25 protein-coding genes and 2 tRNA genes are annotated in these 24,312 nt (G+C 32.8%); 2 read left to right on the top strand and 25 right to left on the bottom strand.

Features of this window, described 5'->3' with window-relative positions; genetic code table 11:
* Nucleotides 1–430: 430 nt before the first annotated feature.
* The 4 genes from BO51_RS04730 to BO51_RS04715 all read right to left on the bottom strand — a co-directional run bounded on the left by BO51_RS04730 (nucleotide 431) and on the right by BO51_RS04715 (nucleotide 1,710).
* Nucleotides 431–519, bottom strand: a tRNA-Ser gene (locus tag BO51_RS04730).
* 3 nt (nucleotides 520–522) lie between these two features.
* Nucleotides 523–972 (bottom strand): tRNA adenosine(34) deaminase TadA, encoded by a 450-nt coding sequence (tadA, locus tag BO51_RS04725; protein ID WP_496484468.1) that lies wholly within the window; start codon nucleotides 970–972, stop codon nucleotides 523–525.
* An 11-nt stretch (nucleotides 973–983) separates the two neighbouring features.
* Nucleotides 984–1,059 (bottom strand) — tRNA-Arg (locus BO51_RS04720).
* 42 nt (nucleotides 1,060–1,101) lie between these two features.
* On the bottom strand, nucleotides 1,102–1,710 hold the full coding sequence (locus tag BO51_RS04715; protein ID WP_496484466.1) for a sugar O-acetyltransferase: 609 nt from the start codon (nucleotides 1,708–1,710) through the stop codon (nucleotides 1,102–1,104).
* A gap of 99 nt (nucleotides 1,711–1,809) precedes the next feature.
* Here BO51_RS04715 and BO51_RS04710 point away from each other — a divergent pair, with 99 nt between their 5' ends.
* Nucleotides 1,810–3,135 carry an alpha-amylase family glycosyl hydrolase gene (locus BO51_RS04710; RefSeq protein WP_496484464.1) on the top strand — a complete coding sequence of 442 codons (1,326 nt, stop codon included), beginning with the start codon at nucleotides 1,810–1,812 and terminating at the stop codon, nucleotides 3,133–3,135.
* 24 nt (nucleotides 3,136–3,159) lie between these two features.
* On the opposite strand, the gene BO51_RS04705 is transcribed toward BO51_RS04710, so the two are convergent.
* The 20 genes from BO51_RS04705 to BO51_RS04610 form a co-directional block, all read right to left on the bottom strand.
* Nucleotides 3,160–5,148 carry a TRAP transporter permease gene (locus BO51_RS04705; RefSeq protein ID WP_496484462.1) on the bottom strand — a complete coding sequence of 663 codons (1,989 nt, stop codon included), beginning with the start codon at nucleotides 5,146–5,148 and terminating at the stop codon, nucleotides 3,160–3,162.
* Nucleotides 5,148–5,684 (bottom strand): DUF1850 domain-containing protein, encoded by a 537-nt coding sequence (locus tag BO51_RS04700; protein WP_496484460.1) that lies wholly within the window; start codon nucleotides 5,682–5,684, stop codon nucleotides 5,148–5,150. Before BO51_RS04700 ends, BO51_RS04705 begins: the two co-directional genes overlap by 1 nt.
* The gene (locus tag BO51_RS04695) at nucleotides 5,662–6,657 is read right to left on the bottom strand and encodes a TAXI family TRAP transporter solute-binding subunit (protein ID WP_496484458.1); all 996 of its coding nucleotides are present in this window, start codon (nucleotides 6,655–6,657) and stop codon (nucleotides 5,662–5,664) included. Before BO51_RS04695 ends, BO51_RS04700 begins: the two co-directional genes overlap by 23 nt.
* Before the next feature lie 183 nt (nucleotides 6,658–6,840).
* Nucleotides 6,841–8,118, bottom strand: a complete 1,278-nt coding sequence (serS, locus tag BO51_RS04690) for a serine--tRNA ligase (protein ID WP_496484456.1) — start codon at nucleotides 8,116–8,118, stop codon at nucleotides 6,841–6,843.
* Between the two features lie 269 nt (nucleotides 8,119–8,387).
* The gene (gene murI / locus BO51_RS04685; protein ID WP_496484454.1) at nucleotides 8,388–9,176 is read right to left on the bottom strand and encodes a glutamate racemase; all 789 of its coding nucleotides are present in this window, start codon (nucleotides 9,174–9,176) and stop codon (nucleotides 8,388–8,390) included.
* 12 nt (nucleotides 9,177–9,188) lie between these two features.
* Complete coding sequence (locus BO51_RS04680) at nucleotides 9,189–10,208, bottom strand: PTS sugar transporter subunit IIC (RefSeq protein ID WP_496484452.1); 1,020 nt, start codon at nucleotides 10,206–10,208, stop codon at nucleotides 9,189–9,191.
* Nucleotides 10,209–10,225: 17 nt separating this feature from the next.
* Nucleotides 10,226–11,206 (bottom strand): ATP-binding protein, encoded by a 981-nt coding sequence (locus BO51_RS04675; protein ID WP_496484450.1) that lies wholly within the window; start codon nucleotides 11,204–11,206, stop codon nucleotides 10,226–10,228.
* Complete coding sequence (locus tag BO51_RS04670) at nucleotides 11,199–12,266, bottom strand: DnaD domain protein (RefSeq protein WP_496484448.1); 1,068 nt, start codon at nucleotides 12,264–12,266, stop codon at nucleotides 11,199–11,201. Before BO51_RS04670 ends, BO51_RS04675 begins: the two co-directional genes overlap by 8 nt.
* Nucleotides 12,250–12,870, bottom strand: coding sequence for a GNAT family N-acetyltransferase (locus BO51_RS04665; RefSeq protein ID WP_496484446.1), 621 nt, complete (start codon nucleotides 12,868–12,870; stop codon nucleotides 12,250–12,252). The genes BO51_RS04670 and BO51_RS04665 overlap by 17 nt, the downstream gene beginning before the upstream one ends.
* 67 nt (nucleotides 12,871–12,937) lie before the next feature.
* Nucleotides 12,938–14,278 carry a replicative DNA helicase gene (gene dnaB, locus BO51_RS04660; RefSeq protein WP_496484444.1) on the bottom strand — a complete coding sequence of 447 codons (1,341 nt, stop codon included), beginning with the start codon at nucleotides 14,276–14,278 and terminating at the stop codon, nucleotides 12,938–12,940.
* A gap of 12 nt (nucleotides 14,279–14,290) precedes the next feature.
* Complete coding sequence (gene rplI, locus BO51_RS04655; protein ID WP_496484442.1) at nucleotides 14,291–14,737, bottom strand: 50S ribosomal protein L9; 447 nt, start codon at nucleotides 14,735–14,737, stop codon at nucleotides 14,291–14,293.
* Between the two features lie 3 nt (nucleotides 14,738–14,740).
* On the bottom strand, nucleotides 14,741–16,729 hold the full coding sequence (locus BO51_RS04650; RefSeq protein WP_496484440.1) for a DHH family phosphoesterase: 1,989 nt from the start codon (nucleotides 16,727–16,729) through the stop codon (nucleotides 14,741–14,743).
* A 10-nt stretch (nucleotides 16,730–16,739) separates the two neighbouring features.
* Complete coding sequence (locus BO51_RS04645; RefSeq protein ID WP_496484438.1) at nucleotides 16,740–17,690, bottom strand: DUF2232 domain-containing protein; 951 nt, start codon at nucleotides 17,688–17,690, stop codon at nucleotides 16,740–16,742.
* 102 nt (nucleotides 17,691–17,792) lie between these two features.
* Nucleotides 17,793–18,017, bottom strand: coding sequence for a 30S ribosomal protein S18 (rpsR, locus tag BO51_RS04640; protein WP_496484436.1), 225 nt, complete (start codon nucleotides 18,015–18,017; stop codon nucleotides 17,793–17,795).
* A 17-nt stretch (nucleotides 18,018–18,034) separates the two neighbouring features.
* On the bottom strand, nucleotides 18,035–18,475 hold the full coding sequence (locus BO51_RS04635; RefSeq protein WP_496484434.1) for a single-stranded DNA-binding protein: 441 nt from the start codon (nucleotides 18,473–18,475) through the stop codon (nucleotides 18,035–18,037).
* A gap of 20 nt (nucleotides 18,476–18,495) precedes the next feature.
* Entirely contained in the window at nucleotides 18,496–18,780 is a 285-nt protein-coding gene (rpsF, locus tag BO51_RS04630) for a 30S ribosomal protein S6 (protein WP_496484432.1), read from the bottom strand.
* A 317-nt stretch (nucleotides 18,781–19,097) separates the two neighbouring features.
* Nucleotides 19,098–19,283 (bottom strand): hypothetical protein, encoded by a 186-nt coding sequence (locus BO51_RS04625; protein ID WP_496484430.1) that lies wholly within the window; start codon nucleotides 19,281–19,283, stop codon nucleotides 19,098–19,100.
* Nucleotides 19,284–19,502: 219 nt separating this feature from the next.
* Complete coding sequence (locus BO51_RS04620; protein ID WP_496484428.1) at nucleotides 19,503–19,895, bottom strand: MFS transporter; 393 nt, start codon at nucleotides 19,893–19,895, stop codon at nucleotides 19,503–19,505.
* Nucleotides 19,896–20,355: 460 nt separating this feature from the next.
* A complete protein-coding gene (locus BO51_RS04615) occupies nucleotides 20,356–20,802 on the bottom strand; it encodes a hypothetical protein (protein WP_496484426.1) in 447 nt (148 codons plus the stop codon).
* A gap of 3 nt (nucleotides 20,803–20,805) precedes the next feature.
* Nucleotides 20,806–21,945 (bottom strand): amidase domain-containing protein, encoded by a 1,140-nt coding sequence (locus BO51_RS04610; protein WP_496484424.1) that lies wholly within the window; start codon nucleotides 21,943–21,945, stop codon nucleotides 20,806–20,808.
* Between the two features lie 679 nt (nucleotides 21,946–22,624).
* Between BO51_RS04610 and BO51_RS04605 the strand changes: the two genes are divergently transcribed.
* A complete protein-coding gene (locus BO51_RS04605) occupies nucleotides 22,625–22,819 on the top strand; it encodes a transposase domain-containing protein (protein ID WP_496484422.1) in 195 nt (64 codons plus the stop codon).
* A gap of 434 nt (nucleotides 22,820–23,253) precedes the next feature.
* Here BO51_RS04605 and BO51_RS04600 read toward each other — a convergent pair whose 3' ends face one another.
* Entirely contained in the window at nucleotides 23,254–23,874 is a 621-nt protein-coding gene (locus BO51_RS04600) for a hypothetical protein (protein ID WP_496484420.1), read from the bottom strand.
* Nucleotides 23,875–24,312: the final 438 nt, after the last annotated feature.

The following is a 24,312-nucleotide window of genomic DNA, read 5'->3' as shown; positions in this document are numbered from 1 at the left end:
ATTATAGATATTTAAGTTTTTCAAACAACTGCTTATTAGAAAAAATCATTACTTATATTCAAAAGCAAATAAATGTTTTTAGTAGAAAGATGATAGCAGTATACACTTAATAGTAAAATAAAAAAATAAATTACCTTAAAAATCCAAATATTATTTGGGTTTGTTAAGTATACTCAAAAACAAACCTGACGGTCTAAAATATCATACCAAATGCAATTTTATTCATAATGAAAATAAAAATGGCAAGCGAAAACTTTTTTTAAATTCACTTGCCGAATTCAAGATTATTATAATATTCTATGACTGTCTAATCTATATCCGTAAAGGTATCTACAGTATCTTTTCTGCCCTTATTTTCTTGTTGCTTTCACCAAAAACAAAAAAACCCCTTGAAATCAAGGAGTTTCTATTGTATCAACATTTAATTTATTGGCGGAGAAGGTGGGATTCGAACCCACGTGCCCGTTAAGGCAACCTGATTTCGAGTCAGGCTCGTTATGACCACTTCGATACTTCTCCATATCATTTTTTATTTTTTCGCAAATCCTTAAAGAAATCTACGAGTAATTGTCTGCATTCATTTTCTAATACGCCTTTAGTCACTTTTATTTTGTGGTTTAACTTAGGGTGAGATGTCAAATCTTCAACTGAGCCACAAAATCCTCTTTTTTCATCCATTGTTCCAATAACCAGTCTATCAATTCTTGCATTTACTAAAGCTCCTGCACACATTGCGCAAGGTTCTAAAGTTACATACATTGTGCAGTTGATTAATCTCCAGCCTCCTAAAACCTGTGAGGCTTTTTTTATAGCTATGATTTCTGCGTGGTCAGTTGGGTCTTTTGTGATTTCTTTCATATTGTAGCCTTCTGCTATTATTCTTTCATCATGCACAATAACAGCACCTACTGGTACGTCGCAGGTGCTTAATCTCGCTATTTCAATAGCTATTCGCATAAAAAATTCATCCATGAAATCACCTATGGTGCACCCGAGAGGAATCGAACCCCTGCACATGCCTTAGGAGGGCACCGCTCTATCCTACTGAGCTACGGGTGCTTACTACCATAATATTCTACATTAATTTTAAGGCTTTGTCAATTATTTGTAGTCTTCTAAATCGAATATTCTGTCTTTGTAATAGTATTTTCTGTCTTCTTCTGTTATCTTTCTAATTACTTTGCACGGATTCCCTACTGCTATGACATCATCAGGGATGTCTTTTGTTACTACACTTCCCGCTCCAATGACGACATTGTTTCCGATTGTCACTCCTGGCAAAACAACAACCGAGCCGCCTAACCAGACATTGTCGCCAATTTTTATGGGAATACCATATTCATAGCCCGAATTTCTTGAATCTGGGTGAATTGGATGGCCTGCTGTGAGTATCGAAACATTGGTTGCAAATAAGCAGTTCTTTCCTATGGTGACTTTCCCTACATCGAGTATGACTAAGTTGTGGTTTGCGTAAAATGCATCGCCTACTTCTATGTTATATCCATAATCACAGTAAAATGGAGGTTCAATGTGAATACTCCCCTTTGCAACTACTATATCTTTAATCATTTCATGCAGTTTTTCTAAATCATCAGGGTATGTGTGATTATAGTCGTATATTTTTCTCTTATTTTTGAGTCTGTCCTCCAATAGTCCATCCAAGTTCGATTTGTACGGAAGTTGAATTAGCATTCTCTCTTTTTGATCCATTTCGCCACCTCACTATTTAATACTCTTATCATATAATATTTATATAATTTATGCTATAATTATAAATTAATATCATATTGATTTGAAAGGAGTGTCATCATGGCAAAAGATACAGATATTTCTCTTAGAAATATGACGATTTATGAAGTTTACGTGAGGAATCATTCTGAAAAGGGTGATTTTAATTCAGTAACTAATGATTTAGAAAGGATAAAAAGTTTAGGGGTAGACATAGTTTGGCTTATGCCAATCCATCCAATTGGTAAAGTAAATAGAAAGGGTAGTTTAGGCTCTCCCTACTCAATTTATGACTATATGCAAATAAATGAAGATTATGGCACATTAGATGATTTTATTGGCTTAATCAAAAGAGCTCATCAGTTGAATTTAAAGGTAATGATAGATGTGGTTTACAACCATACCTCTCATGATTCAATTTATTTAACCGAAAATCCTGATTTTTATTATAAAAAGAGTGATGGTTCACTTGGAAATAAAGTAGCTGACTGGTATGATATCATAGATTTAGATTATGCAAATAGAACTCTTTGGGCCAAACAGATTGATGCTTTGAAATATTGGGCTAATCTTGGAGTTGACGGTTTTAGATGTGATGTAGCAAGCATGGTTCCATTAGAGTTTTGGCTTGAGGCAAGAGCAAAGTTAAAAGAGATAAATCCTGATATAATAATGCTTGCAGAAACCATTGAAGGTTCATTTCTTGAATATGTTAGAAATCAAGGGATATATGCGGCATCTGATTGTGAAATGTATCAGGCTTTTGACATATGCTATGATTATGACACTCATGGGGAATTTTTAAAATATCTAAACGGAGAAGCTACACTTGAAAATTATTTAGAAAAGAAGAGAATACAGGAGTATATATTCCCTGAAAATTATGTTAAATTAAGATACCTTGAAAATCACGATAGACCCCGAATAGCTTCAATGGTTCCAGAAGACTTGCTTTTACAATGGAGTGCTTTTTTGTTCTTTGAAAAAGGCACAGCTCTTATATATGCAGGTCAAGAAGCAAAGGACAAAAAGCTGCCATCTTTGTTTGACAAAGATCCAATTGATTGGAGTGGATTAAACTCAGATTTTCATCTAAAGCTTAAAAAATTTGCAGAATTAAAGAAATTGCCGATTTTTGCAAATGGGAGATACAAATTGCATGATATTGATAAAAAAGGTGTTATACTGGGAACTTATGTGTTAAACGGAGAATGGGTATTTGGAGTATTCAATGTAGAGGGGAAAACTGGAAAGCTAAAACTTTCGTCCCATTCTGAAGGATATTTCGATATTCCTGAGATTGCCAATGGCGAATATGAAAATTTATATGACGGTTCAAATATAACTGTTGAAAATCAATCAATTGATTTAAGTCATAAACCGATACTTTTTAAAGTCAGTGTATAAAAAGACTGTGGCATGCCACAGTCTTTATTCAATAGCGGGGGAATTATTTGTTTTCCTTTTTTGTAGAAAATATGTCACTAAAAGAACAATTATTCCAAAGGAATCTGTCAAAATACCAGGTCGCAACAACAATAGAGCAGCTACTAGAAGTAATATTCTCTCAATAATATTGGTTTTTTTGAGTAAATAACCCTCAACTCCTGCTGCTAAGCATACAATCCCAATTATTGCAGTCAATATTACAGGCAAAGCTTGGAATAATGATATGAATTGAACTTCTGAACCCACCACATTTTCCACGAGTATTAGGTGAGGGTCAATAGCAAATATATATGGCACTATAAAGGCGGCTAGTGCCAGCTTTACCGCTTGCAGCCCTGTCTTCATAGAATTTGCTCCCGCTATACCCGCACCTGCATAGGCTGCTAATGCAACTGGTGGTGTTATGTCTGCTACAACTCCAAAATAAAGTATGAATAGATGAGCAGCGATTAGGTTTACCTCTAGTGTTATCAGGGCAGGTACTGCCATAGTAGCTAAGACAATGTATTTAGCTGTTGTTGGAAGACCCATGCCTAATATGATGGATGCTATCATTGTAAAAAATAGAGTGAGAAGTAGATTCTCATTTGCCAATGTAACTATTATTTCTGCTATTCTTAGTCCCAATCCAGTTAAAGTTACTACACCTACAATCATTCCTGCACATGCGCATGCACATGCTACAGTTATAGCTCCTTTCGCCCCTGCTTCAAGGGCATCTAAAAAATCTTTGAAAGTAAATGACTTGTCTTTCTTGATTAGGGCAACTATTATAGCTACAATTATGCTAATAGCAATAGCTTTAAAAGCAGCTAATGTCGGAGTGTTCCCTGAAACCAGAAATACTATAACTGAAATTAAAGGAATCAGTAAATATCCTTTGCTAATGAGAAGCTGTTTTATACTTGGCAGCATTTCTCTTGGCAATCCCTTAAGTCCAAGTTTTGAAGCTTCAAGATGTACCATAGTTCCCACTGCAAAATAGTATAGTATTGCAGGTATCGCAGCTGCTATTATTATCTTCGAATATGGAATTCCCGTAAACTCTGCCATTATAAATGCAGCAGCACCCATTACCGGTGGCATTATCTGCCCTCCTGTAGATGCAGCAGCTTCTACAGCTCCTGCAAAATATGGCTTGTATCCCGTTCTTTTCATCAGTGGTATTGTGAAAGCCCCGGTGGTTACAGTATTTGCGACTGAGCTGCCTGAAATAGATCCCATAAAACCACTTGCAACTACCGCTGTCATAGCCGGCCCACTTTTAAAACTACCTGTCAATCCATAAGCTAAATCTATAAAAAATTTGCCCACTCCTGTTTTATCAAGAACTGCCCCAAATAATATGAACATGAATACAAAAGTAGCTGAAACACCAAGGGGTATGCCCATAATTCCTTCCAAACCTAAGTACATATGAGATATAATTCTCTCAATTGAAAATCCCCTATGAGCTAACAATCCTGGCATATATGGACCAAAATACGCATAGATTAAAAATAGAATTGCAACTATAGGAAGTTCTGGCCCCACTGCTCTTCTTGTGATCTCTAATGTTATAAGGATTGCCAGCATCCCCAATACTAAGTCGATACTAGTTGCGCTACCTCCTTTTGCTGCGATAGTATCTGAAAATACAAAAATATATCCAAATACTAATACAGTTAATGTTATACAAATATAGTCAAGAAACGATGGCTTTTCCTTATTTGATTTTTTACCTGATGGATAAAGCAAAAATCCCAAGACAAACGCAAACATTATGTGAAGTGATCTTTGTTTATATGATAAGAGTGTTCCAAATCCAGCTGTATAAAGATGAAATAAAGACATCGCTATCGCTATAACCCTTGCTATGTTGTTTACATTGCCCTTTAGTTTTCTTAGCTTAGAAGTTTCTTTATCGTATGATTCTAATAATTTATCCACATTTAAGTCTTGATCCTTGTTGATATTATTTTGCTCGCTCATCATCCTACCCTCCCCGTCAAATATCTTATAAAGCTAATTTTTTCTACACTGAATTTAATGGCTTGCATAGGCTTTGAAAAATCTAGAAATTCATATTCTTCATTATTTATGAATATCTTGTGATTTGCCCTGACTGCGCCTGTTCTATAAACAACCTCTTTAAATTCTTCATTTATATTGTAAATCCTAAAGCCATCTTCAGTTTTTTCAAAATCATATTTTGTTGTTGCAGGTAATCCTGCTCCGTAAGAACTAAATAGAGTTTCTTTAAGTATTATATTCTCGCCTTTTGTATCGATTTGATAGATTTCTCTAACTTCAGATAATTCTACTGAATGTGTATAAAAAACTTCAAAATATTCATCTCTAGGTAACCACATCTTCAGCATTTTGTTGTTTTCAAAGTCTCTTGCAGTGACGACATATACTGGAATAAAATATAGAGATAATATCAATAAAAAAGCGATGATTAGAGGAAAGACTTTTCTTAATGAAAAGCCTTTACCTTTTATACTATTTAATGCCTTGTTCAGCATAATATCTTTCTGCGCCTGGATGTAAATCAATTGGCATACCTAAAAGCGCTGTTTCTAGTTTTATGTCATTTCCTCTGTCGTGAGTGTCTATTATGACTTGTCGGTTCTCAAAAATTGATTTTGTCATGTTGTAAACCAGCTCTTCGTCTAAATCTTCTGGAACTATTAGCATGGCCATTACCGCTGCAGCAATTACATCCTCGGTTTGATTTTTATAACTGTCTTTAGGTATTGTCACTTCAGTATAGAAAGGATATTTTGATTTCAATGATGCTATTTTATCAGAATCTAATGATACTACTACTATGTCTGCGGTTTGAGTTACTTCGGTAACTGCAGATGTTGGAACAGCTGCTGTTACAAATGCTGCATCTATCTGTTTGTTTTTCAATTGGTCTGCAGCTTCATTGAAAGACAGATAATCCGCTTTAGCTAAATCATCGTATGTAATTCCATATTCAGCCAATATTTGTCTTGCATTTACCTCGGTTCCCGAACCTGGTGCACCAACTGCAACTTTCTTTCCCTTTAAATCTTCTACAGATTGTATGCCTGAATCTTTAGTAGCAATTATTTGAATTACTTCTGGATAAAGCATTGCCATTCCTCTTATGTTTGTCACTTTTTCTTTGTCTTGGAAAGTTTCAGTCCCAGTCCAAGCATAGTAAGCAACATCATTTTGAACAAATCCAACCTCTGCTTCTCCTTGGGAAACTAAATTGATATTTTCGACTGAAGCTCCTGTAGATTGAGCATTTGCAGTAACCCCTTCTATGTTCTCATTAAATATCTTAGCCATTGCTCCGCCTAAAGGATAATATGTTCCACCAGTTCCTCCTGTGGCAATTGATATAAATACATTGTCTGTTTTTGTTCCAGTATCACCGTTTGTATCATCTCCGCCAGTACTGCATCCAGCAATTAAGCTCAGTGTCAATATCACGGCTAGCAATAAAGAAAAATTCTTTTTCATTTTATCCCTCCTTGTTTAATTGGTTTTGTATCATGCAAATGTTTGATAATATTATATATTAATCGGCTTAATAATGCTACAATTTTTTCTTACTATTTTGATAAATGAAATAATTTTATCTATAAAATGCAAAAGGACTCAAGTTATTAGCTTGAATCCTTAAATATATTATTCTATTTATTGTTATTTGCCGTCGATTACTTCTTTTCCATCCATGTATTTTCTTAAGACTTCTGGAATGACTACTGTGCCATCTGCCTGTTGGTAATTTTCTAGTATTGCTGCAAAAGTCCTTCCTACAGCAAGGCCAGAGCCATTTAACGTGTGCACATATTCGACTTTCTTGTTTTCTTTTCTTCTAAACCTTATGTTCGCTCTTCTTGCTTGGTAGTCCTCAAAGTTACTGCAACTTGAAATTTCAACATATCTGTTGTAACTTGGCATCCAGACCTCTATGTCATATGTCTTAGCTGATGAAAAACCTAAATCTCCCGAGCAAAGCATTACCACTCTATATGGGATTTTTAATAATTTCAATACATCTTCTGCGTTGCTTGTGAGAGTTTCTAATTCATCATATGAATTTTCAGGAAGTGCAAATTTAACCATTTCAACTTTGTCAAATTGATGATTTCTTATAAGTCCTCTTGTATCTCTACCAGCGGAGCCTGCTTCCAATCTAAAGCATGGAGTATATGCAGTTAAGTACATTGGCAAATCCTCTTCATCGACTATTTCATTTCTCAAAAGGTTTGTCAAAGGCACTTCAGCAGTAGGCACTAAGAAGAAGTCTTTGCTTGGCACATAGAACATGTCCTCTTCAAATTTAGGCAATTGACCTGTACCTATCATACAATCTCTGTTTACCATATACGGAGTTGCCATTTCAGTGTACCCATGTTTCCCCGTATGCAAATCTAGCATAAAGTTTGTGATCGCCCTTTCTAATCTTGCTCCGTCGCCTCTAAATACGCTAAATCTAGTTCCAGCGATCTTAGTAGCTCTTTCAAAATCAAGTATTCCAAGTTCCGTTCCAATATCCCAATGAGCCTTTGGTTCAAAGTCGAAGGTTTTTACTTCTCCTACTCTTCTCATTTCGATATTGTCTGCATCGGATTTTCCTACTACTACAGATTCATGTGGTGTGTTTGGTATATTTAGCAATAAATACCTGATTGAGTCGTCTAATTCCTTTACAATTTGATCTAATGACTTTGTCCTTTCAGCTATTTCCTTCATTTGCTCTAGGATTTCCGAAGTGTCTTTACCTTCTTTTCTTAATCTTGGAATTTCTTTAGAAACTTTGTTTTGCTCGCTCTTTAAATTCTCAAGTTCTACTAATGTCTGCCTTCTTTTTTCATCCAATTCCAAGACTTTATCTATCGGGTAATCTCCACCTCTTTTTTCCAAAGCTTTCTTTACATTTTCAGCATCCATTCTAATTCTTTTAATATCTAACATACAATCACTCCTTATAAAAAAATAAACTCTCAATCCCAAATCTTAGGGACGAGAGTTACCCGCGTTGCCACCCTAGTTAGCTAAAAGCTCACTCGAATAGAAATTAGTTCAGGGTCGGAAACAAATAATTCCACCTGTCAATTTACACCAACCATTGACTCTCTGCAAGGTTTTCTTACTCATTGTATCCCTTCATCACTATATTAAATTAAATTTAATTATACCATAGAAAATATCATTGTCAAGGCGAATATTACAAATCTCATAGATTACAATTCCACCTTTTTCATCTTCTTAGCTTTCTTTAGATTTAACTTCTTAAATACTTTTTTGTATATTTCTATATCTCCAGTTGTGTATATGCTTATGTTGCCTTTTCCTTCAGTGTTAAGCATATCATTGTATTTTAAGTAATGTTTTATAGCAACCGCTTCATGTATCGCAGGGTTTATATAATTTAGGTTGGAATCTGCTTTATAGAAAAGGTCCTCTACTATTGGATAATGTGTGCATGCCAAAACGACATTATAAATATCGCCAAGTTCTTTAATTGCATCAATTCTCTCTTTCAAGCACTCAAAGGTTTCATCGGAATCAAATTTTCCTTCATCTATTAGTTTAGCTAATTCTCTGCTTTTTACACTCACAATGTCGATGTTTTCAGATCTTTCTTTTAGTTTTTTTTCATAAACTTTTTTATTTATTGTGAATTCTGTTCCAAATATAGCTATTTTCCCAATGCCACTCTTTATTATATGTTCAATCGTGGGTTCCACTATATCTATTATAGGGTAACTCAATTTCCCTTCAAATTCTTTTGATATAGCTGAAATAGTGTTGCAGGCAATAGCTACTAATTTTACATCCTTCTTCTCTAAAAATTTCAGCATCTTCATTGTTAAATCATAAATTTCTTTCTCTTCTCTATTTCCATAAGGTACGTTTATATTGTCCCCAAAGTAAATTATATCTTCATTTGGCAGTATTTTTTGTATGGAATCTATTACGGTTAAACCGCCAATCCCAGAGTCTATCACCCCAATGGGTCTTTTGTCCATGTTTTTCCTCCTCTAAAGTTGCATGTCTCCTTTTTTAATCCACCTTTTTTTTCTCATCCACTCGGATACCACGAAGGCTATGATACCAGGAAGTATGAAATGCATAAGAATGATCGAAGTGATTACATAAGTTGAGGCACCCATAGTTTCTATCATTGCTATTTGTCCGACTAAACCACTTGTTCCCATGCCAGCTCCTATTGCACTGCTTTCAAGTTTCAACACCGCAGTGGAAATAGGTCCTAATATCGCAGATGCAACAATTGCGGGTATCCAGATGCGTGGATTTCTTATTATGTTAGGGATTTGTAACATCGATGTCCCTAAACCTTGGGCTATAAGCCCTCCCATTTTATTTTCTCTATAAGATGCTACTGCAAAGCCAATCATATTCGCAGCGCATCCTACAGTTGCTGCTCCTGCTGCTAATCCTGATAAATTCAGTGCCATTGCAAGCGCTGCAGAGCTTATTGGAAGTGTTAGTATAATTCCCATTACAACCGAAACAGTTATTCCCATTGGAATTGGATGTAGCTCAGTGAGTCTATTTATAAATGCGCCTAGTCCATTCATCATAGCTGCGATATATGGGCTTATGTAATAGCCAGTCATTCCGCCAACAACTATTGATGTCAGCGGTACGAGTATTATGTCGAATTTAGTTTTTCCTCCAACCAATTTAGAAATTTCCGCACCAACTAAAGCTGCAACAAATGCTCCTACAGGTTCCCCTGTTTGAATGATTGCAGTGGCTCCATCAAAGATGATTGAATTAGCGCCAATCGCACCTGTGACAGCTGCCGCAAAAACTCCAAGCGGAGGAGCTCCTACACTATATGCCACTCCTACTCCTATTGCAGGTCCCATAAGTTTCTGCGCAATATTCCCAAAAACCACTAGTTGTGGAATACCCGCATATGTCCCTATTTGCTTTATAATAAGCCCAATTAATAATGATGCAAAAAGCCCATGAGCCATTCCATTTAAAACTTTAACAAAATAATTTTCTACTGAAGAGCCTCTATTCGCCATCTCTTTCCCCTTTCAATTTATTCCCATCTTAAATCTTTTCCATAGAATTTAAGTGGTAAAAACTTATCTGAAATTCTTGAAAAAACTCTATCTGTATACACTTTTGAAAGTTCATTTGGTGTTAGATTTGTCGATATTATAGTTTTTTTATTCTTCAATATTCTGGTATTTACAATGTTGAAAATTTCAGCATTTGTGAAAGTATTTGTCATTTCTGTGCCCAAATCATCTATTATCAATAGATCGCATTCAAAGAGCAGGTTATACTCGTAATCGCTCATTTCACTCGTTTCAGCTCGAAACCTCCTATTGCTCAATAGTTCCAATATTGTGAAGGCTGTTTGATATATCACTATTTTATTTTTATCTAAGAGTGCTTTAGCAATACAACTGCATAGATATGTCTTGCCAAGCCCTGTTGTGCCATAAAACAAGAGATTAAATGTATTTGGCTTGTCAAAATCAGCTACAAAATTCTCAGCTATACTCAATATGTCAAGCATATTTTCTCTCGGAGTAAGGCTTTCGTTTTCAAATGGTTCATTGCTAAATACATTGATATCAAAGTGCTTAAAGTTTTCTTTTTCCAATATAGCTTCTAGATTTGACATCTTATATGCTCTGTTTATAAGAGCTTGTGTCAAACAATGGCATTTGCTACCGTCTTCAAGGTATCCAGTGTCCTTGCATTTATCACAGTCGTATTTCAACTCTAAATAATCTATCGGTATATTTGCCTCGCTTAATAAATAGGCTTTTTCCATCTTCAGCTTATCAATTTCTTTCTTTGCCTCGTTGACTATTCTTTCATTGTCATCAGGGTTTAATAAAATTTCTTTTGCCATTTTCAAAGATGTTAGTTTTATTTTTTCATCTATTTCTTTTATCTTTGGCATCATTTTATAGACATTGTTTTGCCTGCTTATGAGCAGCCTTCTATTTTTATCTCTCTTTCTTTCAAATTCCTCTTCAATTTCTTTAAACAGGGGATTAGCCATTTACATCACCTTTTGTATTTTTTATATAGCTCTCTCTTTTCTTCCTAAATATCTCTTCTAGCTCTTCTTTTGTGTAATTATTGCTCCTCTGTTCAAAATTGTGGAATCTATTTTTAGTTGCTTTGTTCTTATTTTCAGAGTTTGTCTTTACTTTTGCTTTAACTTCTTTTTTATCGAGTTGTTCAATTTCTTCAACTGTTTTAAACCCTTTCTTATGCCAGTCGCTGATCACTCCATCTATGTATTTTACAGTAGGGTACATAATATTGCTAGCTTTTTCGCATCCCTTTAATACAATTTCTAGCGAATAGCCGTAATCATCAAACCATTTGTTGATTAGTTTAAAATCTCCTACATTTACTCCTTTGTGCGAAAGTCCCAATGCTTTCATGACCTTTTGATATCTGTAGTATTTTTCATCTTCGTTCTTGAAGTAATCAATTACCGAATCAATATTAGTAAGTCCTAAGTCATACCAATTTCTGACGATGCCTTCTACATATTTTACGCTTCTCTTCCCCTTGATTTCACATGAGTAATTAAAAGCTTTCTCGATGACATCTGGATTCATATTGTATTCTTTAATCCACCTTAATATCTCCATTTTCTCTGTTGGCTGTAAGCCTCTTCTCATTAAGTAGTCTATGTTTGTAAACATGGTGTTTATGGAAGGTATTTGATTTGCTTCGATGACTTCCTTTTCTAATACATTTTCTTCTTTTTCTTTCTTGTTTTTATTGAAATTATTTTTGATGTAGAGCTGTTTTAAATTTAAAAATGTAACTTTATAATTTACACCTTCGCCTTCTTTTTTAATTATTCCTTTGCTCTCCCAAAAATCCCAAGCTCCCAATACATCTTCTAATGGTATGTCCAAATGCTTTGCAATGGTTTTATTGTTTACCTCTATATTTAAATCTCTATCGTGTGCGTATTTATATCCCAATAGATAAACTTTTACATATGTTCCATTTGCCATTGGCATGAAATCATTTAAAAATATATTTTCTATAGGAGTGTCCCCTAAGTCCATGTCAGTCGTTTCAAGTGTAAAATCCATTTTTCTCCCCATCCTTAAACAGACTAAAAAACCTGCGTCTAGTCAACTTCATCCTGTATATCTGTTGATATATTATACCATCTTCTATTACAAAGGCATCTCTTTTTTCTACGAAATATGGATTTCTAATATCCAAATTCTGATTAGGAAATATATCTAGATAATATGCGATTTTTTGAAAGCCCATCTTTTGATATAGATGATAAGCCCTATCGTTAAATTCTGCAACCTCTAAATAGAGGGCTAGCATTTTCATATTTCTAAAATAATAAGGAAGAAATGTCATAAATGTCTCTGTACCATACCCCTTGTCTAAATAGTTTGGATCAAATACTATCCCAAGGTAGGCACTTCTTAATATAAATCTTTTATCCTTTATTCCGAAATACCCAATTAAAATTCCATTTTCATTTCTTACACTGTAATAGTGATTTCGAAATGGCTTTGTTTTTATGTTGTACCATCTTTTAATATCCGAATCAGTTGTAAACGGGAAGTTGTAATCATCCAAGAGCACATTTTCATGCTTTCCCCAACTCACCATTTCATATACATCTTCTAGCTTTAAATCCTCAATGGTTATCCTTTTGCCTTTAAGCTTCATATTAACCTCCAAAAAAGCTCCGAAGTTGCCCTCGAAGCCTTTAATAAGTCACAAATAATTGCTGCTTTTATTGGCCATCCATATACTTTTCTAGATTTAAAAACTTCGTATATTCCTTCTTGAATGCTAGTTCAACTTTCCCGGTAGGTCCATTTCTATGTTTTGCTATGATTACTTCCCCAATATTTTTCTTCTCTGAATCCTCATTGTAATAGTCATCTCTATATAAGAATAGTACAACATCGGCATCCTGCTCTATAGCTCCAGATTCTCTCAAGTCTGAAAGTATCGGCCTATGGTCTGCTCTTAACTCAGGCGCTCTTGACAGCTGAGATAAAGCTAGCACCGGGCACTCCATCTCCTTTGCAATTGCCTTTAATCCTCTAGATATCGCCGAAATTTCTTGTTGCCTGTTTTCTGACCTAGAGTCCATTTCAACTAGCTGCAAATAGTCAATCACAACCAAGTCGAGCCCTCTTTCGACTTTCATTCTCCTGCATTTAGCTTTCATTTCCATAAGCGATATTCCTGCGGTATCGTCAATAAATATGTTCATCTTGGAAAGTGGAGCCATGGAATTTACTACCTGTATCCACTCGTCATCAGACAAATTTCCACTGATGATTTTCTGCAAGTCCACATGGGCCGTAGAACTTATTATTCTTTGAGCAAGCTGCTCTTTAGACATCTCTAGCGAAAATATGGCTACATTTGCCCCTCCTTTTATAGCTGCATTTGTAGCAATATTTATACCCAAAGCGGTTTTACCCATAGATGGTCTGGCAGCAAGCAGAATCAGATCTGATCTTTGAAGTCCGGATAGCTTTAAATCAATATCGACAAATCCTGTAGTAAGTCCTGTCAATTCTCCTTTTTTAGCTGCTCTTTCTTCTATCTGCGAAAAACTCCTAAGCAGTACATCATTTATTGGGTAAAACCCTTTGTTGTGTACTCCTTGAGTAATGTCAAATATATCCTTTTCCGCTTTTTCTAATATGAGATTTACTTCCTTGTTGTCTTGGTATGCAAGACTCATTATCTCATCACTTGATTTAATGAGCCTTCTAAGTATTGATTTTTCTTTTACTATTTCGCAATAATACTTTGTATTTGCAGCTGAAACAACAGAAATAGATAGATCTGCGAGGTAAGAAATCCCACCAACACTTTCTAGAGTTTGTCTTTTCCTGAGTTCTTCAGATAGAGTCACTAAATCTACTGGTTCGTTTCTATTGTATAGTGAAATAATCGCTTTAAAAATCTCTTGATTTACTTCCTTATAAAAGTCTTCTGCTTTTAATATCTCTAGTGCTGTATTTACCGCCTCTTTGTCTAAGAGCATAGCACCTATAACTGATTCCTCAGCTTCAGTGTTATTGGGAGGAATTCTTCCAAGTGTTGTATCCAAAGTTTACCACCTCTACAGTGCAACTACATTGATTTTCAATTTTGCAGTTATATCTTGATATAGCTTAACTTCTGCTTCAAAATTCCCTAATGATTTTATATTTTCCTTCAATTCGATTTTTCTTTTATCTATATCTATTCCATATTGTTCTTTTAAGTTGTTGGCAACATCCAATGCTGTGATCGAGCCAAATAGCCTTCCTTGACTTCCTGTTTTCACTTTTAGTGTAACAGTCAAGTTTTCTAATTTTTCCTTTAACTCATTTGCTGCTTCAATTTCTTGTTGAATCTTTTTTGCCTCTTCTTTTTTTCTTTCTTCCCATTTCTTTAAATTTTCTTCGTTTGCTTCAATAGCTAAATTTTTAGGAAAGAGAAAATTTCTGGCATATCCATCTTTAGAATTAACTAAATCTCCAGCTTTGCCTAATCCTTTTACATCTTGTAACAAAATTACCTTCATTTATCATTCACCCTCTTGTAAGTATTTATCTATAGTTTCTATTAGCGTTTTTTCTGCTTCTTCCATTGATACATCATAAAGTTGAGTGCCTGCACTTGTCAAGTGTCCTCCACCACCTAGTTTTTCTAATATAAGTTGAACGCTTATATTCCCTAAGCTCCTGCCTGATATATGAATGCTGTCTTTTAGTCTGCACAGTACAAACGAAGCCTCTACATTGTTAATATTTAAAAGCTCATTCGCTGCTTGTGCAGCTATCAATATTGAATCATCCATGGTTTTTTCAAGTCTCCCAATAGCGATTGAATTGTGAACTAGTTTTGCAGTTCTTATGACTTCCGCTTTGTTTATAAATGTGTTGAAGTCGTCTCTAAAGAGCTGTTTTACTACCAAAGTATCTGCTCCTGCTCTCTTTAGTATAGAAGCAGCCTCAAATGTTCTAACTCCTGTTTGAAAAGTAAAGTTTTTAGTGTCTACTGTGATTCCTGCTAAAAGAGCCTCTGCTTCAAATTTTGTTATTTTATTTTCATACCCCATGTAAGAGATTATCTCAGTGATCAACTCCGATGTACTCGATGCGTAAGGTTCGATATAAACTAGCATAGAGTCATCCATGAACTCAGCGCCTCTTCTATGATGGTCAATTACTACAATCTTTGATATCGAATCTATAATTTCTTTAGATTCTGCCAAGCTAGGTTTGTGATTGTCTACATTTATCAGCAAATCATTTTCGCCAATCATATCTAAAGCTCTTTGCGTGGAAATTAATTTTTCCTTAAGCTCTGGGCTTTCACTCTGCATCAAAGCCATCATATTTTTTATAGAAGGATTTTCTTCATTGAATATTATATAACCTTCTTTTTTATTTTCAACTACTGCTCTTAAAGTTCCAAAAGCAGAACCTAAAGCGTCCATATCTGGATTTTTATGACCCATTATAAAGACTTTGTCGCTTTGAGTTATGAGCTGTTTTAAAGCATCTGCCATTACTCTGGCCTTTACTTTGTTTCTCTTTTCCACAGCTTTAGATTTGCCGCCAAAGAATTCAAATCCGCTTCCAGTATTGACTACTGCTTGATCTCCACCTCTACCTAAAGCTACATCAATGGATGCCCTAGCGTCTTTATACGACTCTATTAGACTCTCATGCTTTTGACTAGCACCGATGCTAAGAGTAATCGGAATTGTATTTCCCATTTTTAAATCCCTTATTTGATCTAATAAGTCAAATCTTCTTTGTTTAATTCTCTCAAAGTCCACTTGATTTATGATAATCATATATTTATCACTTTCATATTTCCTCACTAGTGCATTGTTTTCAGTGAAGTACTCATTGACCATCCTATCAATTTCAGCCATCAAGATAGGTCTGTGTGTATCAGGAGTTGAGTTTTTTATGTCGTCGTAATTGTCAATAAAAGCCAAAATTATTATTGGTCTTTCATTTTTATATGATCTAGATAACTCTACAAAATCAGTATTATCCACCCAATATAATATAGTCAAATTTTCTTTTTCATTTTGCCTTTTATCTTCCAAAAAATTTGGAAACACTTTGTAATATCTGTTTTTAAATTCTATATCTACTGGCTCATTTTCTTTTGCAGTTTTCACTAAGTTTATATTAAATAGTGGTACCAAGTCAGTTAGGGGCTTATTTAACAAATCTTCTTCCTGTGACAAATTTAAAAATGGCGTGTTATACCATGTGATTTTCCCTAATTCATCTACAAAAATCATAGGAAATGGCATGTTGAATATCGCATGTTTTGTAGCGGAATCAAAAGTATCTGATAGTTCTTCAATAGCTCTTCTAAACATGAGATTTTTATCTTCAACCAACTTAAAACTGTAGTATACTAGATATCCGATAATCAAAGCCATGATAAAGCTTATTATAGGTTGGTAAAACAACATGATTATCATAAATCCTAAAGATACCAATATATAGATGTATATGTCTCTCCAAGAAAAAAATTTGTCTTTCATAAAATACCTCCTATGACTTCCTAGGCTTCCTTAGCTTTCGCAAGTCAAAGACCATGTCAATGCAGCCTAAAATAGTAACTGGCGTAAGCAACGGTGTGATTATTACAATCAATATCATTAAAATTATCCTTAAAAAAGTCTTCATATTTCTCTTCTTTAAAAAATAATCCACTACGCTAAGGCCTTGCAACATGAAGATAAGACCTAAGACAGCCATCAAATTTATAAATAAAGCCTCGTATATTACAGCATCAAAATTCCTTAGAATGAGCATGAATATTAATACAGTAAATACTCCTATTCCAAAATTTGATGGTACGCTGAATTTACTAAATGGGGCAATTTCTCGAATTCCTAATCCTAATTTTCTCAAGGTGTATTTAGAAATATTGTAGTTTATATACCCAATAACAACCGAATATACAATCAATATGCTAGGAAGTATCTGAAGTATGTAGTTGTTGATGTTTGCTTGGGAAACCTTAAAGTTTTCTATGAAATCTTTATCTAAATTTGTATTTTCTAAAATATCAATCTGTGTTTTCAATTGATTGTCTAAAAACTGTTTTAATTGGTGAGTAAAATCCAACTCGCTTCCAGCAGTCAGCGCACTTAAAGAAATCAAAAGGCACAAAAACAGAATGAGCGCAGATACCAAGACTACATCTCTAGGTTTTTTTCTTTGTTTTACCATATAGCTAAAAACCAAAGAAAGAGGAAATATCTGAATCAATGTCATCATTCCATAAAACCTATCGATTAAAATTAGAACCAATAAAGCCACAGCAAGAGATATCACCGATTCTTTAAAACTGTATTTAATAGAAAAAACGCAAACCACAGCTGGTATTAAAAACATCAAACTCCCAAATGTAAATCTCGAAAACATGCCAATGAGTAAAATTATTATTATCTCTAGCATTAATTCTATGTTTATTTTTTTCTGTGTCTCATTGTTCAAAGTATTCACCCCAAATTTTATGTACTACTTATTGATTATATTATATTAGTAGAATAATTAAAAGCATAATTCAATTATAAAAAAAGAGAGGCTTTCCCTCTCTTAGTCTTGTGTATATGGCAGTAAAGCAACTTGTCTTGCTCTTTTTATAGCAATTGTAAGTTCTCTTTGATGCTTTGCACAGTTACCTGAAATTCTTCTTGGTAATATCTTACCTCTTTCAGTAACATATTTTTTTAGTTTGTTGACATCTTTATAATCTATATGTGATGATTTATCAGCACAAAAAGCGCAAACTTTTTTTCTTGGTTTATATCTTCTTTGCATCTTTTCCCCTCCTTTGACTAAAATGGGATGTCGTCATTGTCGGCAGGATGAAATCCATCAATTCCATTAAAAAAGTCGTCATCATCATTTAAATGAGTGTTTGGTTTGTTTGTGTTGTCTCCCCACTCTAAAAATTCAACGCTATTAGCGACTACTTCAGTGATATATCTCTTAGTACCGTCTTTTGCTTCATAGTTTCTAGTTTGAATTCTTCCTGAAACGCCAACCAATTTCCCTTTTGTAAGGAAATTAGCGCAGTTTTCAGCAACTTTTCCCCATACGACTATGTTAATAAAGTCAGCAGTTGGTTGATTTTTTAATTCCATTTCACTCTTTTTTTCTCTCGAAAGTCCTTTGTCAACAGCTAATGTAAATGTAGAAACTGCAGTGCCAGTATTAGGTATATATCTCAACTCTGGATCTCTTGTAAGCCTACCAATCAATACAACATTATTCATGTATTTCACCATCCCTTGGTTTACTCTTCAATTTTAGTTATCATATGTCTCATAATGCCTTCTGAAATCTTAGAAACCCTGTCTAATTCCTTAGCAATGTCTGGACCAGCTTCAAAGTTTACTAATACATAGTACCCTTCAGCATAATCATTGATAAGGTATGCAAGCTTTCTTAAACCCCATTCATCAATAGTTTCAACTTTACCATCTGTTTCGATGATACCTTTTAGTCTATCCATGACAGCATTTCTTTTTTCTTCTGCATAATCAGGGTAAAAGATTAACATCATTTCATACTTTCTCATTTTTTCACCTCCCTATGGACTATCGGCTCTATCAATATAATAGAGCAAGGAACACTTACATAGTATATCACAACACATATTTTACTGCAAATAATTTTTTGCTTATGATAGTGTCAATTAATTGTTGGAAAACAATTAATAATAATTTTCTAAATAATATTTAGAATAATAACTCCATAATCATATATTGTAATAATTTGTAATTTTAATTTTACTTTTTACCTTAATAAACCTAAGATAATAGGCTATTTTGTACTTGTTTATATTGTATTTTAAATCACATTAAACTTTAAAAACTTGAACTTCTAAGCATATCTTTAAGCCATCTGCCCTATTACACTCCATCCCATTGGTCTTGAACTTAATCTGTCTGATAGTATATGGCTGATATGGCCTTCTGTACTACATCTATATTTTTCTTCTCCAAATAATTTTTGGATTCCTTCCCAATTATTTAATATATATATTTTAGCTTTTATCATACTTTCTTTTTTACTTCCCATTGGTGTTACATCTATTGCCAAATTTATTATTTCTATTGTGCTTTTTTATTCCCTGCTTTCATATATTCCCATAGGGCTTCTTCTATACATATTGGATTGTCAAGCCTTCCTAGATGTGCTGTTATTGTTTTTACATACTTACTTAGGTGATAATGATCGAGTACATATTTACTGTCTTTAATTATCTTTTTCTATTAGAATTTATAATTCTATAATTGTCTATTGTACATATGTTATAAAGTACTCATATAAAATTGATTCTTCGTTTCCAGACCCTAATGACATCCCAATCGCCAAAAAGATAATACTAATTAAGCCCCCTTTAAATCCATTTGATAAAAGCAAAATTACCATTGAAAATAGTACTAAAAACTTTGATAAAATTAATACTCTCTTTCTTCCAAAATAGTCTGATATAAATCCACTAGGTATTTCTGTTATTGCAACAGTTATAAATAATAAACTGTCAAGATATAGATATTGTGATAATGTTAAATTTAAGTGTTTTAAATAAAACATAACTAAAACAGCATTAATCAATGCTTGCCGTGGGAAAAAAGCTGATAAAGTCATGTACCTTCTTTGTTTTAAAGAATCACTACCTAAAATCATAATTCTATATCCTGCTTATCGATTTTCAGTTCTTGCAGATATTGAAAAAACTCATCATATAAAAATGACTCATCGTCAAAGTTTTTTAGGTTTCTATGACTAATCTCATTTAGTTGATAAATCTCAATCTTAGACAATGAGAAATAATTTTTATCTTCTTGCCTGTACACTAAATCAATGTTTATTTTGTATTATTTTTGTTCATACATAGTAACACCCCGATTTTAGTTTATTGTTTCTAAGGAATACATGATATAGCTTATTTTATGAAAATAATGCATTTAGTAGTATAATTTATTATGCTTTAACTAATACAATATTATAACAGAAAACGAACTAGTGAGGAAAATATTACTAGTTCGTTCTAATTTTATTTCTTAGATTTTAAATCTAGAAAACACTTTATGTTTTTCAGTGTCCTCCTTTTTCAAGCTACTATTTTTGTAAATCTAATTTAAATTTAATAAAATGGTTCTCGTTTGACTATTCTAATATTATTATCAGCATCTTTTTCAAAAGTAAATAATTCTGTAATTTTATTAGTACCTGGCTCAAGTGTACCTATTGGAATAAAGTCTTCACTAAGCTCTAATATATAAGTAATTGGAACAACTAATAAGTCATTTTCACTCTTTTTACTAGAAAAATCTATATCTTCTAACTGACAATCAATAATTTTAGCATAAAATGTTTGATATTTGGGATCATCTTTTTCAACATCAATTTTAAGATTATCGCCAACTATACTATTATGCATTTCTATATCGTGATATTTAAGCGATTCTAAGTACTCCAATGTAATTTTTTCTATCTGGTCTTCCGAAATATTTTCCCGATTGTTAAATACTGCAAAAAATATCAACACAAGAATTAAAAATATTAAGAGTATACTGTTTTTTAATCTCATAATTTATCTCATATACCCTGTTAAGACAATCCATCTTTTAGTGCCTGGATAATCAGAGATAGGTCTATTAAAAACATCGTTAGTATGTGCAGCTACAGTAGTATTATTAAGTGTACCTATTTGATAATTAACTATACTTGTTGAATGATCGTAAGTACCATCAGAATCAAAATCTATCTGAATGATATCACCACGGTGCATATTATATAACATATCGTTAGTGCTCGCACGATAACCTTGAGGTCCCACTCCTGTATTTCCAATAAGATACTCATACAAAAATCTTACTGATGTCCAAGAAGGAGCTCTATCAGAGTAACCATAATAATACCACTGATAACTACCAGTATTATCCATTGGCGCTCCACCAGCATAAATTATTTGAGAAATAAAATTAGTACAATCTCCTCCCATACCATCAAAATTACCCCAATTAGAAGGCCTCTTATTCCAATTTGCTTGAGCATAATTATACATATTTGTTCGATTAAGAGATGCATTTACAGATAAAGTAGATATATCTTCTGAAACTCCAAAATTAGCTAAATCTTTACTATAACTATTATTTATTTCTTTTTCTTTTTGAATTTCTTTTAAATCATTTTCTATTGCTTCATCAATATCTACTTTACCTTTAATATATAAATCAATAACATCATCACTTACGATGTTAGTAATAACGTATTTGTTATCTTTATTTTTTTCAAGCGTTATTTCATAATTTGTACTGATAAATGTAGGATCAGTTAGATTACTATATTGAAGTACATCAGTCACATTTAATTTAGCAATAGCATTATTGTCAATGTACTCTATATCATTATATGTTAATTTTCTATCTATGATTTTAATTTTGTTACCATTAGCTTTTCTACGATTTTGCATAAGGATATTCTTTTTGACAAGATAATCTTTAAGTTCTTTGTCTTTAGGATTAATTACTTCGTCAAAATTTAAAGTATTTATATCCCCCTCTAGAGTATATTGTACTTTTTCCATATCAAAGTACTTTTGAATTACTTTCTTTAAATTACTTTCAGAATGAGTAAATATTTCATTAGCGTTAGATTCATTAGGAGTATGGAAAACAAAAATTCCAACCAATAAAGTAAACATAATCCCTAAAACAATACTTTTTTTCACATTTAATCCCCTCTTTCTTAATATTTATAACTGTCTTTATTGTATCACACTATTCATATAGTGTAAATTAATTGTTAGAGAAAGGATAGTGTCAATTATGAGGAGTTAATTGTAAAAGTAAATTAGACCCCCTTTTCAAAAACAGTCTAATTTAGTCTTACAAATTTAGGGGTCTAATTTAACCTTACAATTAACTATATCATCATATACATAAATTAATTTCAATTTCGTACTTAACTTTTTCAGCTATTAATTGTATAATATTATTCATAGAGAATATTCTCCTTTCTTTATTGTGGTTTTGCAATTACATTATATCAAAAGGAGAATTATTCTCTATATTTTTATGTTCTTTGTCCAACAATTATTTTACACTAAGAAAACAGGCTTTTGATTTGGCTAAGTTTGACCCTTACTTATATTTTTTTAAAAATTCACAAGCTAGTCACCAAACCTTTATTTTATGCAATAAAAAACTCCACCAAATTTCTCCTTTGGATTCCTTCTTTTCTTATTTTATTCTTCTAAGTATTATTTACTTATGTTTAGATACCTCTTTTCCAATTCTATCTCATTTATCAGCATTTTGTTTATGACCTTCAAATAGGGCATCCATCTTAGGAATCACTTCATGGTTTATTTTAGTGTTTGTTTTTTTGATTTCATTTTTTTATCTTAAATGAAAGAAAAAATAGAAAACTTTAATCTAGATCCTTTCCCAAGAAAGGCTAATAATCTAAACCCATTTTATTATTTAAAATATCTATTTGAAAAATTACCTAATATAGACCTAAATAATATGGAAGAATTGGATCAACTACTTCCTTGGTCAGATTCAATTCCTCTAAATTGCAAAATTCCTAACAAAGAATAGTATATAATACAGCCCATATCTTTAAAAGGTGTGGGTTATTTTACGCTTACCTCTCAACATTCAATAATGAACCTATTTTTTTATACTAGTAAATATTTGTCTATTCATTAATTTGGGATTAACTATATTTATATATATAAGATATTCAATAACTACTAATAATGAACTATAAACATTTCCAATATATCTAGAGCCGTATTTCATTGTTATATAAACTAATACACAATACATTAATTCAAATAAGGTGTTTTTAACTCGCTGTGATGAATTTTTTTCTTTAAAAGTGTTTATTGCCATAAATAAAGCAGATATAAATATTAAAACTAACACTATTTTTGAAAATAATGGTGAGTTTATAAATAAATAAAAACTTATCATCAGAGCTGTATAGATTGTAATTGGCTGAAATATTTTATTATTTATAGACATTATCATCACCAAGTACCATCAACATATACTGGGAATAGTCCATCCCATTCTAGCCCAATATAAACACCTTTTTGTAACATTACAGCTCTCATTACAAGATAAGCAAATCCTGCTCCACTTACATATCCAACAATCGTACCTATAGCTGTTCCAACGGGACCCCCAATAGCTGTTCCTAAACCTGCTAACGCTGCTACTATTGCAGCAGGTCCAATTTGAGCAGCTGCAAGGAAATAAGTTTGTACTTCTTCAAGTGTAAAATAGATTTTCCAATCTTCAACAAACACTTGTGGTTCTATTGTATTTCCAGTTTTAGTAATATCTTTTGATATCGCTTCACTTATCTTACGTTCATTAGCAACACTAGGATTGTTTTTACTAAATATTAGGATTTCATTAAACCTTTCCATCTCTACATCTGTAAACCCAGCTTTTTCTTGTATTTCACTTAATGATTTATCAACTTTTAAAACACCTGAGCTATTTAATGAGAATTCATCAAAAACTTTTGTTAACTTATCTAAATAAACCTTATCATCTTGATCTAAATAATCTTCAATATAAATCTCAGCACTTAAAAGTTTTATATTTTCTTTTTCATGTAAAATTTCAGCTTGTGCAGTCACTATTACAATCAGTCCTCCTTCCATTTATAATAATTAGTTCGTTGCAGAACTCTACAACTCGCATATTTACTGCCTCTTTATGTATTGAAATGGATAGATTCCTCCCTTTTTGGGTATATTCATAATATAAAGTTGTGTATAACTCAAAACAGAAAGGAGAATCTTATGCCAGTTTCAGCTAAGCAATTCAGCATTGACGAGTAAACTTTTTTTACATTACTTATTACCTTCATTATTAATTTATAATGTACAGAATTTTCTGAAATATAAATTCTAGCATTAATTGAAAAAACGATGCTTTAATTGCCTGAACAACTAATTTTATTTTTTTCATAAAGTACTTTTACTTTACCACCACCTTCGGTGTTTTTCAAGTAAGTTGTCGCATTACGTAGTTATTCTATGATAATATCAATTTTTACATTAATTTTACCTCAT

The organism is Soehngenia saccharolytica DSM 12858, from assembly GCF_059568515.1.
This window is presented reverse-complemented; position numbering and strand designations above follow the sequence as displayed.

What these genes read in the sequence shown, in the direction of transcription:
- tadA (WP_496484468.1), bottom strand. Translation starts at nt 972, where the DNA reads ATGGATGAATTTTTTATGCGAATAGCTATTGAAATAGCGAGATTAAGC.
- BO51_RS04715 (WP_496484466.1), bottom strand. Translation starts at nt 1,710, where the DNA reads ATGGATCAAAAAGAGAGAATGCTAATTCAACTTCCGTACAAATCGAAC.
- BO51_RS04710 (WP_496484464.1), top strand. Translation starts at nt 1,810, where the DNA reads ATGGCAAAAGATACAGATATTTCTCTTAGAAATATGACGATTTATGAA.
- BO51_RS04705 (WP_496484462.1), bottom strand. Translation starts at nt 5,148, where the DNA reads ATGAGCGAGCAAAATAATATCAACAAGGATCAAGACTTAAATGTGGAT.
- BO51_RS04700 (WP_496484460.1), bottom strand. Translation starts at nt 5,684, where the DNA reads ATGCTGAACAAGGCATTAAATAGTATAAAAGGTAAAGGCTTTTCATTA.
- BO51_RS04695 (WP_496484458.1), bottom strand. Translation starts at nt 6,657, where the DNA reads ATGAAAAAGAATTTTTCTTTATTGCTAGCCGTGATATTGACACTGAGC.
- serS (WP_496484456.1), bottom strand. Translation starts at nt 8,118, where the DNA reads ATGTTAGATATTAAAAGAATTAGAATGGATGCTGAAAATGTAAAGAAA.
- murI (WP_496484454.1), bottom strand. Translation starts at nt 9,176, where the DNA reads ATGGACAAAAGACCCATTGGGGTGATAGACTCTGGGATTGGCGGTTTA.
- BO51_RS04680 (WP_496484452.1), bottom strand. Translation starts at nt 10,208, where the DNA reads ATGGCGAATAGAGGCTCTTCAGTAGAAAATTATTTTGTTAAAGTTTTA.
- BO51_RS04675 (WP_496484450.1), bottom strand. Translation starts at nt 11,206, where the DNA reads ATGGCTAATCCCCTGTTTAAAGAAATTGAAGAGGAATTTGAAAGAAAG.
- BO51_RS04670 (WP_496484448.1), bottom strand. Translation starts at nt 12,266, where the DNA reads ATGGATTTTACACTTGAAACGACTGACATGGACTTAGGGGACACTCCT.
- BO51_RS04665 (WP_496484446.1), bottom strand. Translation starts at nt 12,870, where the DNA reads ATGAAGCTTAAAGGCAAAAGGATAACCATTGAGGATTTAAAGCTAGAA.
- rplI (WP_496484442.1), bottom strand. Translation starts at nt 14,737, where the DNA reads ATGAAGGTAATTTTGTTACAAGATGTAAAAGGATTAGGCAAAGCTGGA.
- BO51_RS04650 (WP_496484440.1), bottom strand. Translation starts at nt 16,729, where the DNA reads ATGAAAGACAAATTTTTTTCTTGGAGAGACATATACATCTATATATTG.
- rpsR (WP_496484436.1), bottom strand. Translation starts at nt 18,017, where the DNA reads ATGCAAAGAAGATATAAACCAAGAAAAAAAGTTTGCGCTTTTTGTGCT.
- BO51_RS04635 (WP_496484434.1), bottom strand. Translation starts at nt 18,475, where the DNA reads ATGAATAATGTTGTATTGATTGGTAGGCTTACAAGAGATCCAGAGTTG.
- rpsF (WP_496484432.1), bottom strand. Translation starts at nt 18,780, where the DNA reads ATGAGAAAGTATGAAATGATGTTAATCTTTTACCCTGATTATGCAGAA.
- BO51_RS04625 (WP_496484430.1), bottom strand. Translation starts at nt 19,283, where the DNA reads ATGGGAAGTAAAAAAGAAAGTATGATAAAAGCTAAAATATATATATTA.
- BO51_RS04620 (WP_496484428.1), bottom strand. Translation starts at nt 19,895, where the DNA reads ATGATTTTAGGTAGTGATTCTTTAAAACAAAGAAGGTACATGACTTTA.
- BO51_RS04615 (WP_496484426.1), bottom strand. Translation starts at nt 20,802, where the DNA reads ATGAGATTAAAAAACAGTATACTCTTAATATTTTTAATTCTTGTGTTG.
- BO51_RS04605 (WP_496484422.1), top strand. Translation starts at nt 22,625, where the DNA reads ATGAAAGAAAAAATAGAAAACTTTAATCTAGATCCTTTCCCAAGAAAG.